General features: G+C 37.4%; 16 protein-coding genes. All 16 read right to left on the bottom strand.

The annotated features are described in order from the left end of the window. Positions 1-3: 3 nt before the first annotated feature. Positions 4-1,170: a DUF2062 domain-containing protein gene (locus KO524_RS04420; RefSeq protein ID WP_219290836.1), complete on the bottom strand. Its 1,167-nt coding sequence runs from the start codon at positions 1,168-1,170 to the stop codon at positions 4-6. Positions 1,171-1,181: 11 nt separating this feature from the next. After that, positions 1,182-1,661 (bottom strand): hypothetical protein, encoded by a 480-nt coding sequence (locus KO524_RS04415; RefSeq protein WP_219290834.1) that lies wholly within the window; start codon positions 1,659-1,661, stop codon positions 1,182-1,184. Position 1,662: 1 nt separating this feature from the next. Further along, positions 1,663-2,034 (bottom strand): 3-hydroxyacyl-ACP dehydratase, encoded by a 372-nt coding sequence (locus KO524_RS04410; protein ID WP_219291200.1) that lies wholly within the window; start codon positions 2,032-2,034, stop codon positions 1,663-1,665. A gap of 141 nt (positions 2,035-2,175) precedes the next feature. Continuing rightward, complete coding sequence (locus tag KO524_RS04405) at positions 2,176-2,778, bottom strand: outer membrane beta-barrel protein (protein ID WP_219290832.1); 603 nt, start codon at positions 2,776-2,778, stop codon at positions 2,176-2,178. A gap of 20 nt (positions 2,779-2,798) precedes the next feature. Then, positions 2,799-3,404: a hypothetical protein gene (locus KO524_RS04400; RefSeq protein WP_219290830.1), complete on the bottom strand. Its 606-nt coding sequence runs from the start codon at positions 3,402-3,404 to the stop codon at positions 2,799-2,801. After that, on the bottom strand, positions 3,382-4,011 hold the full coding sequence (locus KO524_RS04395) for an outer membrane lipoprotein carrier protein LolA (protein WP_219290827.1): 630 nt from the start codon (positions 4,009-4,011) through the stop codon (positions 3,382-3,384). Before KO524_RS04395 ends, KO524_RS04400 begins: the two co-directional genes overlap by 23 nt. A 6-nt stretch (positions 4,012-4,017) precedes the next feature. Then, positions 4,018-4,839 carry a polysaccharide deacetylase family protein gene (locus tag KO524_RS04390; protein ID WP_219290824.1) on the bottom strand — a complete coding sequence of 274 codons (822 nt, stop codon included), beginning with the start codon at positions 4,837-4,839 and terminating at the stop codon, positions 4,018-4,020. After that, positions 4,833-5,873 carry a beta-ketoacyl synthase N-terminal-like domain-containing protein gene (locus KO524_RS04385; protein WP_219290822.1) on the bottom strand — a complete coding sequence of 347 codons (1,041 nt, stop codon included), beginning with the start codon at positions 5,871-5,873 and terminating at the stop codon, positions 4,833-4,835. The genes KO524_RS04390 and KO524_RS04385 overlap by 7 nt, the downstream gene beginning before the upstream one ends. Then, positions 5,833-5,967 carry a hypothetical protein gene (locus KO524_RS15395; protein ID WP_255555134.1) on the bottom strand — a complete coding sequence of 45 codons (135 nt, stop codon included), beginning with the start codon at positions 5,965-5,967 and terminating at the stop codon, positions 5,833-5,835. Before KO524_RS15395 ends, KO524_RS04385 begins: the two co-directional genes overlap by 41 nt. A 17-nt stretch (positions 5,968-5,984) precedes the next feature. Then, complete coding sequence (locus tag KO524_RS04380; RefSeq protein ID WP_219290818.1) at positions 5,985-7,181, bottom strand: beta-ketoacyl synthase; 1,197 nt, start codon at positions 7,179-7,181, stop codon at positions 5,985-5,987. A 2-nt stretch (positions 7,182-7,183) separates the two neighbouring features. Then, the gene (locus KO524_RS04375) at positions 7,184-7,441 is read right to left on the bottom strand and encodes a phosphopantetheine-binding protein (RefSeq protein WP_219290815.1); all 258 of its coding nucleotides are present in this window, start codon (positions 7,439-7,441) and stop codon (positions 7,184-7,186) included. A gap of 4 nt (positions 7,442-7,445) precedes the next feature. Continuing rightward, a complete protein-coding gene (locus tag KO524_RS04370) occupies positions 7,446-8,048 on the bottom strand; it encodes a 3-oxoacyl-ACP synthase (protein ID WP_219290812.1) in 603 nt (200 codons plus the stop codon). Between the two features lies 1 nt (position 8,049). Then, positions 8,050-9,171 (bottom strand): beta-ketoacyl synthase N-terminal-like domain-containing protein, encoded by a 1,122-nt coding sequence (locus KO524_RS04365; RefSeq protein ID WP_219290808.1) that lies wholly within the window; start codon positions 9,169-9,171, stop codon positions 8,050-8,052. A gap of 1 nt (position 9,172) precedes the next feature. After that, on the bottom strand, positions 9,173-9,619 hold the full coding sequence (locus KO524_RS04360; protein WP_219290805.1) for a thioesterase family protein: 447 nt from the start codon (positions 9,617-9,619) through the stop codon (positions 9,173-9,175). Beyond that, complete coding sequence (locus KO524_RS04355; protein WP_219290802.1) at positions 9,594-10,877, bottom strand: ABC transporter permease; 1,284 nt, start codon at positions 10,875-10,877, stop codon at positions 9,594-9,596. The genes KO524_RS04360 and KO524_RS04355 overlap by 26 nt, the downstream gene beginning before the upstream one ends. Beyond that, on the bottom strand, positions 10,867-11,625 hold the full coding sequence (locus KO524_RS04350; RefSeq protein ID WP_370629716.1) for an ABC transporter ATP-binding protein: 759 nt from the start codon (positions 11,623-11,625) through the stop codon (positions 10,867-10,869). The genes KO524_RS04355 and KO524_RS04350 overlap by 11 nt, the downstream gene beginning before the upstream one ends.

The following is an 11,625-nucleotide window of genomic DNA, read 5'->3' as shown; positions in this document are numbered from 1 at the left end:
GGTTTATTTTTTTGAAAACTGAAACAATATATAGGAGGCGAATCCCAATACTGTAGCTACTATGGTAGCTAATATAAAACTCCCTATTACATATTGTAGGAGATGGTTTGACAGCATTTCCATAGAGATTTGACCGAAGTCAAAAACGGTTTTGGATGCGTAAAAAATGCCGCCAACTTGTAGCGATCCATAGATTATAAAAGGAATCATCGGCGGAATACTCACATTGGAAAACGCAAACGACAACACTTTATTTAATCGAAATACAGCGGCCAAAAATATCGATAAAAACGATTGCAATCCCCATAAAGGAGCTATTCCTATAAAACTGCCCAAGGCAATGGACAAGGCCTTTTTCTCATTGGAATCGTCGCTTCCAAGTATATCCTCTCTTAAGAATTTCGAAAAACTTTTTTTTTTAAACTGCCCTATTAAATTTCGGGGAAAAATATATAATAAAGCAATAAGAACTAAAACGGTATTCAATATACTTATTCGTGTAAAATCTTTAAAAGGCCTAAAGTGAGATACTCTTTCGGCTGGATCGTACAATACGTTTATCGGTATATTTCTCACGGGAATGTGTTTCCATGCCGTGCGAACGATGACTTCGATTTCGAATTCAAATTTACGGGTTATATACCGTTTGGGCATAGCTTTTATTGGATACATTCTATATCCCGATTGAGTATCGGTCAACGAAATACCGGTTTCGAACCAAAACCAAAAATTGGAAAACTTATTTCCAAAACTGCTCTTTTTAGGCACGCTTTCCTGATTCATATTGCGACTGCCAATCCACAGGGTATCGCTTTGCGCTTGCAACTGACTTTCTACAAAAACAGGAATGTCCTCTGGGAAATGTTGTCCATCTGAATCTATGGTGATGGCATAACTGAATCCCAACTCCAAAGCCTTTTTAAAACCTTGCCTTAACGCATAGCCCTTACCACAATTGGTGGGAAAGTGAATTTGATGTAAGTCACTATAAGACTTCAATATAGCGCGGGTATTGTCCGTAGACCCATCGTTGACAATAATGATATCTGTAGTAAAACACAAAACACCTTCAATGACGCGAGAAAGTGTTTTGGGATTGTTGTAAGTGGGTATTATAACACAGATTCCATGCTGTTGCATTTCTTCTGTAGTGCTTGATAAGGCATTCATCGGTGTTTCTTTTAGAAAGTTTGTTTATCCGAATCGGTAAACACTTTAGATTGTAGGCTATAATCCTTTATCAACTCTTGAACTGCTTTGCTTTCTTTTTTATATCCCGCCACAATCATTTCTCTATCTTCTTGTATGTTGCTGCTGTATTTTAGTATTTTCGGTGCGTGCTCTTGTATGGAAAGTCGAATTAATCTCATTTCTACATTTTTAGGCTCCTTGGATATGCTTTTTTCCAAAAGCGTCAATCCCTCAGTTGCATATTTCTTTTTATGTAATAAATCGTTACTATTCTTCGCTTTAAGTGTAATTGCTGCGCCTCTATACGCTTCTACTAATGCAGAAGACGACGGTTCTTCGGAGAACAAATCATAAAACGCATTGGCCTTTTCCTTTGATGAATTAGCCACTTTAAAATGAGCGCGAATCGTCCCCAAATCAGAAACAGACTGACCAAAAACAAAGGTAATTAATATAAAAAATAACTTCATTTTATAAGATTTTAAAGGTTGTGTTCATTTTTAACGCTACGGTTTCTTCGAAAATAGCCGTTGTTTTCACTTTGGCCTCTGCCGCTTCTAAATCGGTTACTAATTGAATTTCTAAACGTAAATCTGCGTGAGTTTCAGGATTGATTAATGCCATGAATTTCACATTACTCACTTGACTCATAAACAGTTTCTTTTCCGTGAATCCCTCTGATAATTCTTTTACAATTTGCATCATACAAACTCCTGGAGTCACCGGATTATCCGGAAAATGTCCTTTAAAAATATCATGTGTTTTATTGAGTTTAATCCAGACCAAATAATTTTTCTCGTCTTTTTTCTCTAGACTCTCTACGGAATAAAAATCTTTTAACAACATCTTAAATCAAACTGTATTAATAATTCTTAGTTTTTTACAAATATACATTCTTTATTCGCTTTTACACAAATGCATCTTAAATAAAAACAGGATGTGATTCTAGTGGAAACACATCCTATTTAACTGATTTCAAGTTTATTATTTGATTTTATAATACAATCCCACTTGGAATACACTATTTGTAGATCGGTCTTCATCCGAGAAAAAGAAATCGCCATAATCAGCAAAAGGTTCTATCAATCCCTTTTTAAAACGAGCTTCAATTCCAAAAGACTCCGTAACATCATAGTTCAATCCTAGATTGATAGTAAAATCTACTTCCGTACTCACATATCTCGGTTTGTTTACTATAAAATCTAAACCTGGCCCGATCATAAATCCAAATTTCTTATATTCAAATTTATTCATCACGTTAATGCCCAGATATTGCAAAGATAAGCCTTCCTTTCCCGGTGTATATGTAACATAGTGACCTCCTTCTTCGGGAAGATAAGGGGTTGGGATATCGCTAACAACATCATCCATTCCCTGTCTAGAATAATTTAGTTCGGGTTGTAAAGTGTAAAAAGGAGCCAATTTAATCGCCCCAAAAACACCTGCGTAAAAATCGGTTTTACTACTTCCTTCCATACTGGTCAAAGTACTGAAATTGGCACCGGCACGAATACCAGGATTAAATCCTATCTGTGCTTGAGCTTGATATGCGCCAAAAAGGCAAAACAAGAGTAATGTTTTTTTCATAATTTATATAGTTTGTTGTTTTAAATACTGAGTTTTATTTGGAGTTTTATGTTGTGATGAACGATTTCAATCGCACTCAATTGATTGCTTTTATCACGAATAAATTCAAAATCTACTTTGGGTTTGTATTTGGAAAAAATCACAATTTTATTCAACTGCCCATTTTCTTTATCAACTAAAAAATATTTTTGCTCAAAAACCGATTCGAATCCCCATACTGTGCCTTTATCGACTCTACGATTAACCGGATTTGCAATCTGAACCAAAGTTGTAAAATCCTTTTTCAGTATATTGACAATAAATTTTTTATCCAACTCGTCCATGATGTAATTGACTTGAAAAGCACCGGGTTTGATCGTAAAATCAAATAGGGTATTTCCAAAATCAGACGTAAAAACCATTCGGTGCTCATCTTCATTGATGCGTTTGGCAACAAACAAGCCCGTAATGACTTTACCATAAACATCTATACGCCCTCTATAAAGGGTTTCTTGTTGGTAGTCTGAAAAATAATTATTGTAAACGGTATCTTGTATCGAAGTGGATTGCTGCCCTTCTAAATGAAAAGGTTTACAGGAATTCAGTCCGATTAGAGCGAAAACACTAATTATTAAAAATCGCATCATCTACAGCGGTATTGATTTTTTTATTCTTAAAAACAATTCGGGTGTAATCATCCGAAGGTTCCACAAGCTTCACCTCTGAAACCGTACTCTGATTATTATCGAAATATAGTACAATTTCCTTTATATATTTATTTATTTCTTTTAATTTCGGCTGCAATCTTGCGATATCTTTGCCTTTATCTTTAAAATACGTAATTACAAAGGCCGATTCGTCAAACATATTACCGCTAACGCTTCCCATAATAATCCCATTGATTTTCTCGAATTTTTTGTTGTTTCCCAAATCAATTTTATTCTTTTTCCCCTGATCGTTGACATGGATTTTATTGTCCTTAAAAACAATACTATACACAAAGGGTTTATCGTATTGCCAACTGAGTTTCGCCGGTGTTTTTAAATGCATTTTTCCTTCGGAAACAATGTCTTTGTCCAAAAAACTCATGTGTTTATATTGAACAAAATCCGTGATTAAGGTTTTTACTTTTTTTGCTTCTACTACGGTTGTCGCTTTAAAGTTTTTTACTTCGGCAGCAGTCATACTGCGTTCTTGAGCGCTAAGTGTTTGCGCCATGATCACTAAAAGCAATGCTATTAATCTTGTTTTCATCTCGACCTATTGTTGTGTTGTGCTTTTTCCGGTATCGAAAAAACGGTTATTACTGTCGCCATATGCCTTTATACCAAATAAATCTTCCAAAGTAACACATTGGTATTCCTTTTCTTCGAGAAATAGCAACAATTGTTCCACTATGCGAATGGTTTTTTCTGAGCTGTCGTGAAATAAGATTACACTACCGGGTTTTAGTTTAGAAGTTACCTTATTTATAATCTTATCCTCGTCGTCAATTAGTGTATCCAAGGACCGAATACTCCAACCGATAACCTTATGCCCCGTCTTTTTTACGGCTTGAGCAATATGCGGATTTGTTACACCAAAAGGAGGCCGAAACAAACGCGGCTTCACATGGATGATTTCGGCAATTAATTCATCATTTAACCTGATTTCTTCCAACATTTTTTCCGTTGACAAAAAACCGGTATTCGAAGCATGTGTATAAGTATGATTGCCGATAATATGTTGTTTCTCGTATATTTTTCTTAGTAATTCGGGTTGTTTTTCTATCTGCTTTCCAATGCAAAAAAATGTCGCTTTAGCCTTGTATTGATCTAATAAATCCAAAACTGCTTGGGTATGAATTGTTGGCCCATCGTCAAAAGTAAGCGCTACACGCCGGTTCTTCTCCGATTGATGCCGAAAGTAAACCGGCAAAAAATAGCCTAATCGAATATCAAATGCCCCCCAAGATACTAGCCCCAAAAAGATTATACCTACAAGCCACAATCCTTGTAAACTTGTTTTTAAGAGTAGGTGACTGACTAGAAAACCCAACACAACTCCTATAAAAACCGGAACTATATAACGGTGTTTCAGCATCGCTTTAGTAAAATAAAACTGTGATCCTCTCCTCTTAATTGATTGTAGACCAATACATTTTCAAAAGCAACCCTATCGGTCTTTCTATGTAAAACCGTTGTTGGAATAGCTTGATTTTTTAGCATTATACTAGCTACTAGAACTCCAAAGGCCGAGGCCGTATCATATTCACCTATCAAGTGTTTATATTGTACTACGGCAGCTGTGGGAAATAATTGTTCGATTTGCTTATAGTACTCTTCGCAAGTACTGCTCCCATTTGTTCCCAGTACCAAGGCATCGATTTCTTCCAAGCGAAGTCCGTTATCATCTAATAAAGCATGTACACTGTCTTTTAAAGCCGTAACTTCTATGTGATGTCGTATAGCCATATCGACAACGCTCGCATAGGTATTTGATGTTTTTTGATTTTGCAAACAGAAAAAAGTGGCACCCTCTCCTATGTTTACGCCGTGTTTAAACGGTTTTTCATAGTCTTTATTTACCAATTCTATCAGTTGTAAAAGACTAAGAGTATAATCGGTTATCTCGTCTATACCTCCAATCAGTGCGTTGGGTAGTTCGCCATTTTGAATCTGAAGAAAAGCATCCATCATCGCCGATTCAAAAGACACTGCTGCATGTACATAGGTAAAATTATATGCTTTGCACTGCAACCTCAACGCAATTTGAGCCCCTACCGTATTGTGGGTCGACTGAATAAAGGAGGTTGGTGTTAAATATTGCTCTTGATTTTCCAAGATGCTGCGTAAGAATTTTTCTGAATCTTCTAAACAGCCCATACCCGTTCCTGTAATTATGGCTTCAGGTACAGTTAATTGTGCATCATCAAGGGCTTTTTGCGAGGCATAAATACCCATTTTCACCACTTTCGCCATCCTTCTAAGCATTGCTGGAGCAATTAGCTCTTTATAAGAAGGTTGTACGGCATAATTTACTGCTTGGTCTATTGAAACAAAAGACGCTATTTCCGTTCCTAATTCAGGGTTTTGATTAGAAACACTTCCCAATCCATTGATATATACCTTTTCCATTTCTAGATAATCGTTTTTCGTTTAAGGCTTTGGCGATTTGATATTCACCCGTACTTCCGCTTTTTCCAGTAGCGTCTAGTTGTAACAAATGCATTTTTAGTGCTTATTTTATCAGTACTTCGAAAAAATCAAAGTAGAACAATTTCCTCCAAAACCAAAAGAATTAGAAAGTATATAATTGATTGGTTTATGTATTAGACGGGTTTGTGGAATCAAGTTAAACTCCTCCATCGGTGTTTTAAAATTCAAATTCGGATAAACAACCTGGTTTTCTAATGCCAACAAACTAAAAACGGCCTCAATTCCTCCTGCCGCGGCCAAGGTATGTCCCGTAAACGGTTTGGTGGAACTCATTTCCGGTACCTTATTATCGAATATTCGCAATAAAGCCCTTCCTTCCGACAGATCATTATTGCCCGTTGCTGTTCCATGTGCATTTACATAATCGATTTTAGCTGCCGATAAACCCGCGAGTTTTAAAGCTTTTTGCATGGCTAGAAACGCTCCTTCTCCTTCTTCGGAAGAAGCGGTTTGATGAAAGGCATCATTGGCATTGCCGTAACCCAAAACATACCCCAAAACAGTTTTGTTCTCCTGAGCAATAACCCGATCCGATTCCAAAACCAAATAGGCCGCAGCCTCTCCCAGGTTAAGCCCTTTCCTATTTTGGTCAAAAGGCGCATTGTGGGTATCCGACAAAATCATCAAGGTTTTAAAACCATTGACCGTAAACTTAGATAAAGCATCTGTACCCCCGACAATTACACGGTCGAGTTTACCCGACTGAATCAATCGACAGCCCATCATTACGGCATTTGCCGCAGACGAACAGGCCGTACTTATGGTCGTAACCAGCTCCTCGATTCCCAAATAATTGGCGATTTTTTTACTGCTATCACCACCATTGTGACTACTGATGAATTTCTGTGTTTCTGGATCGGTAAAATAGTCGTAAAAATACTTTTCCGTAAAATCCATACCGCCTACACTAGTCGAAGAAATCAGACCGGTTTTATAGGCGTTAATATCCTTTATTCCCGCACTTTCAACAGCCCGTTTCGCAGCATAAGCTCCTAATAAAGCCGTACGGGTAAAACTGTGTTCCGATGGCAACTCGAGTAAATCCGTCAATTCCCGATTGCTCCATTTCACCTCACCGACAAAAATATCCGATTGATGAATGGACTCAAACTGAGTCAACCTGCTCAATCCGTGTTTCCCTTGTAGTAAGGCATCAAAATTTTCTGCTACCGTGGTACCGATAGCAGAAATAATCCCCATTCCCGTAATAGCGATTTTATTTTGCATAATTATTTTGTTCTGTTTGCCCCAATATATTGCGCCATGGTTTCGATAGATTGGAAAATAGTTTTCCCTTCTTTAGGGTCACTTAATTTGATACCGTAATCCTTATCCATCAAAACAATCAATTCCAAAGCATCAATCGAATCCAATCCCAATCCATCTCCAAATAAAGGATCATGATCTTGAATTTCATCTACCGATATATCTTCTAAGTTTAATACTTCTACAATTTTGTTTTTCAATTCTGCTTTTAACTCTTCCATCTTTTTAATTTATAATTTTTTGTATTTCTATTTTATTGTGTTCTTTAGTTCCATGAGATTCTACCATATAAAACACCAATTTATAAGTGCCTTTATAATATTCCACCCAGCCACAAAGTACCTTTTTTGCTTTTTTAGCCGCTAACAAATAAGCGGCATAATTTTCCATTAATGCTACGGGATAGGAAGGGGCTATAAAAAAGACATTTTCCGACTGCAAACGATGTCTGATGCTGACTTCCCCTAAACAAATATTCGCTAAGGTATATACAAACACGGCTGGACTAGGATAATATTCCGATGCGTCTGAAATGCTTTCTTGATGTTTGAGATCGGTATGCAAACTCGATGATTTATTTGCCAATACCAAGGCGATATCTTGTCCTTCATCGTCTTTATTCAACAGAGACTCTGCTCCCAAAACAGCTAACTTACTTAACTCATCCATTTTAAAGAACTTCGGATAAGTCATGTTTAGATGCTGATAGGCAAGCTTTGCAAAGCCAGAGAAAGTTTCAGCTTCTGATTTAAAAACCTCTTGATTGTCAACGGATATGCTGCCGTTTTCAATTACAGCGTATTTTGATATATACAATTTCTCTCTCACTTTAATATGCTTTTTCTAATACTATAGCCGAATTGGTTCCGCCAAAACCCGAAGCGGTTTTCAACACGCGATGAATTTTTCGTTGAGCTGCTTTGGTAGTTATGTTTAATTTTTCTGAAGTACCACTAAGTTCGAATCCCTTACATACAATCAGCGTATCGGCATCCATTGCTTCCACAGCCATGACTGTTTCCAATAATCCAGAAGCACCTAATGTATGTCCATAATATCCTTTAAGACTGTGTAAAGGGATGTGTTGCATCCCCAATCGATTCAATGCAATGGCTTCCATTTCGTCATTGAAGAGGGTTGCTGTGCCGTGTGCCGAAATCATATCAACACTTTGGTTTTCTATACCCGCTTCTAAAAAGGCTCTGAGTACACTTTGGTATAAACCCTCACCAGTTCTGGACGGTCCAGAAATATGATTGGCATCGGCAATAGTAGCTTCACCAAGTATTTCAATCGCCCTACTTCCCTTAACTGATGAAACATATACCGCAGCTGCCGCTTCGCCTAAACTAACCCCAGTTCGATTTTGGTCATAGGGTTTACAAGCCGAATGACTCATCGCCTGAAACGAAGAAAAGCCAGACACCACAAACTCCGAAATCACATCACCCGCCAATACATAAGCATCTGAAAATTGATCCATTTGCAACAATCGCTTGCTTACAGCCAAGGCCAAAACCCCAGATACACAAGCATTAGAAACAATTATAGGGGCAGTGGTAAATCCGTAATGTTTCGCTATTTTTTCGGCCAATATATTGATATCCGCTTGAAGCGGTTGGTTGCTTTTTAAAAATTCTATATTTCCTTTAGTAGTAGAAATAATTAAGGCGGTATCTGCTCTCAGTCCGTTAGTACGCACTAAGGAATCCAAAGCTATAAACAACATTTTTTCCAAACGCGTATAATCCTTGTCCTCCATTTGCAAGTCTGAAAAAGCCTTATTCAATTTAATCTCCTCCATGGTAGCCGCATAAAAATCGGGAAGATTTCCCAATCCACTGACTAGAGCAATTCCCGTTTCGCCATTTTGTATGGCCTTCCAATTGTCGTTGCGATTAAACCCTAAAGGGCTAACACAATTGGTGTCGTTGATATAAATCTTCTTCATATTACAATAAACCTATTTTTTTCTTCCACTCTTCAAAGAAGCTTGGAATATTTAACGATAAGTTTCCCTCTTGATCCAGAAAAACCTGCGTGGTTTCTCCTGTACATGCCAATAGATCTCCCTCCTTAAAAATCTTGTATTTAAAAACCATCTTTGCCGCTGGTGTATCGACAAAAGTGGTTTCTATACGAACCAAGTCACCGTATTTTAATGGTAACTTATGTTCACAAACCGATTTTACAATTGGTGTAGTATAGCCGTTTTTCATTACATCTAAATAAGATATTTGATGTAATCGACCAAAAGCTTCTCTTCCATCTTCAAAATAAATGATGTAATTTCCATGCCAAACGATACCCAAGGCATCTGTTTCGTTAAAACGAACTCTAATTTCGCTCAACACCGTTAATTCGGGGACTTCTTTATACAGATCTTTTCTTTTTATCATATAAAATAGATATGGAAACCATGATTACAAAAAACAAAAATAACAAGCTTATTTCCGGCACTATGTCCAGTAATGTCCCGTTGCGCAATACAATATCGTAATAACCGCTTAGTGCCCAATTCATCGGTGATAATTTGGAAACATATTGCATCATTAGCGGCATGGCAAACACCGGAATCCAAACACCGCCAACCGCAGCTAGAATTACCACAAAGGTAGCTCCAAATGGGGACGATTGTTCTTGTGTTTTGGCCAAGGTACCCAATATAATACCCAAACCGATAGCGGCCAGCCCTGAAAACAAGGTCATGATGGTCAATAACATAAAATAACCGTGCACTTCAAATTTCGGCAAGCCAATTTGAGGAAACAAATACAGCCCCACCAAAACGATGGAGTAAAATTGCAACAAACAAATCATCAGATAAGTAACGGTTTTACCCGCTAAGAGAATATAGGTTGGTGTTGGATTAGAGCGCAAACGCACTTGAGTACCCAAGGTCTTTTCTTTGACTATATTGATTGATAAAGGAACCATAATAAAGAATATGGCAAAAAGTGTCCACGCAGGCACATTGTGCTGTACCGAATTGGGTTTAGACGACTGTTGTTCTGCTTTAGGAGACATTTCCTTAAACTGAATAAAATTGTTTACATCCAAAGATAAAGGTGCCGAACTGCTTGCCAAATTCGCTTGAAAAGCACTATAAATCAATTGATTTTCGGTTTGAGCAATCATTTTGTCAATGGCATTTTTTATTCCTTCTTTAAAGGAACTCTGTGTCGCCGGATCAAAATACAGGCGAATTTCTTTATCTTCTACTGTTTTATCCAGAACACTCGACTCTTGCTCTATACTAAACTCAGCTAGAATTTTTTCTACATTCTGGTCGATTTTAAGATTTAAATCTCGCGATAAATTTTTCGGTAAAACCAAAGCCATTTGGTAGTTTCCTTTGTTGACTTCTTTTTTCGCCAGTGCTTCGGTAACACTTACCCCATCAATTTGATCCACGTATTCAAAAGTACCCGAAGCGTTGATCTGTTTTTTAATGGTATCGGCTATGCTGCCGCGATCATTATCAACCAAAACGATAGGTAATTTACGGTCGGATATAGCTTGATAAGAACTGTTTTGAATTAAGGTTACGGTTACCACTAAAATCAGCGGCATTATGAATAAAATAATCAAACCACCAAAATCCCTTTTTAATAACAGCAATTCCTTTTTAATCGACATCCAAAGTTTATACCACATCTCTTAAAGTTTTTCCCGTTACTGAAATAAACACATCTTCCAAATTTTTAGCCGTTGGAGTCTGAGCAATAAGTGCTGCTGGAGTACCTTCTACAAATAGTTTTCCGTGATCAATGATACCGATTTTTGTACAAAATTCTTGTGCTTCTACCAAGTGATGCGAAGTATATATGATGGTGGTTCCCTTTGCATTGAGTTCCTGTAAGAACTGTATAATGGCTGTTTTTGATTGTACATCCACACCTACAGTTGGCTCGTCTAAGAACAACAATTTGGGTTGATGCAAAACACCTGCTATAAGATTGACTCTACGTTTCATACCTCCAGAAAAGGTTTCTATGCGTTTGTGAGCAAAACTACTCAATCCCAAAACCTCCAAACTATGAGCTACTCTTTCTTTTAAAAGCTTTCCCTTTAGTCCAAACATACTGCCAAAATACATCAGGTTTTCCGTAGCCGTTAGCGTTGGATAAAGTGCGTATTCTTGCGGCACTACACCGATATTACTTTTAATTTCCCGAGCGTTTTCCACATAATTTAAACCCAAAACAGTAAAAGTTCCAGAAGTCGCGCTCAACAAACCACATAAGATTGCAATGAGACTGGTTTTTCCTGCGCCATTAGGTCCTAACAAACCATAAATTTCACCTGCCGCAATATCCAAATTCAAATTATCGACAGCAAAATAGTCGGCTTCTCTGTATTTCTTATATAGATTTTCAATATGTATGATGGACGTCGTACTCAC

The organism is Flavobacterium sp. NKUCC04_CG (assembly GCF_019345525.1).
Classification (GTDB): domain Bacteria; phylum Bacteroidota; class Bacteroidia; order Flavobacteriales; family Flavobacteriaceae; genus Flavobacterium.
Note: the sequence above shows the minus strand (reverse complement) of the source record. Positions and strands in the feature narration are given on the sequence as shown.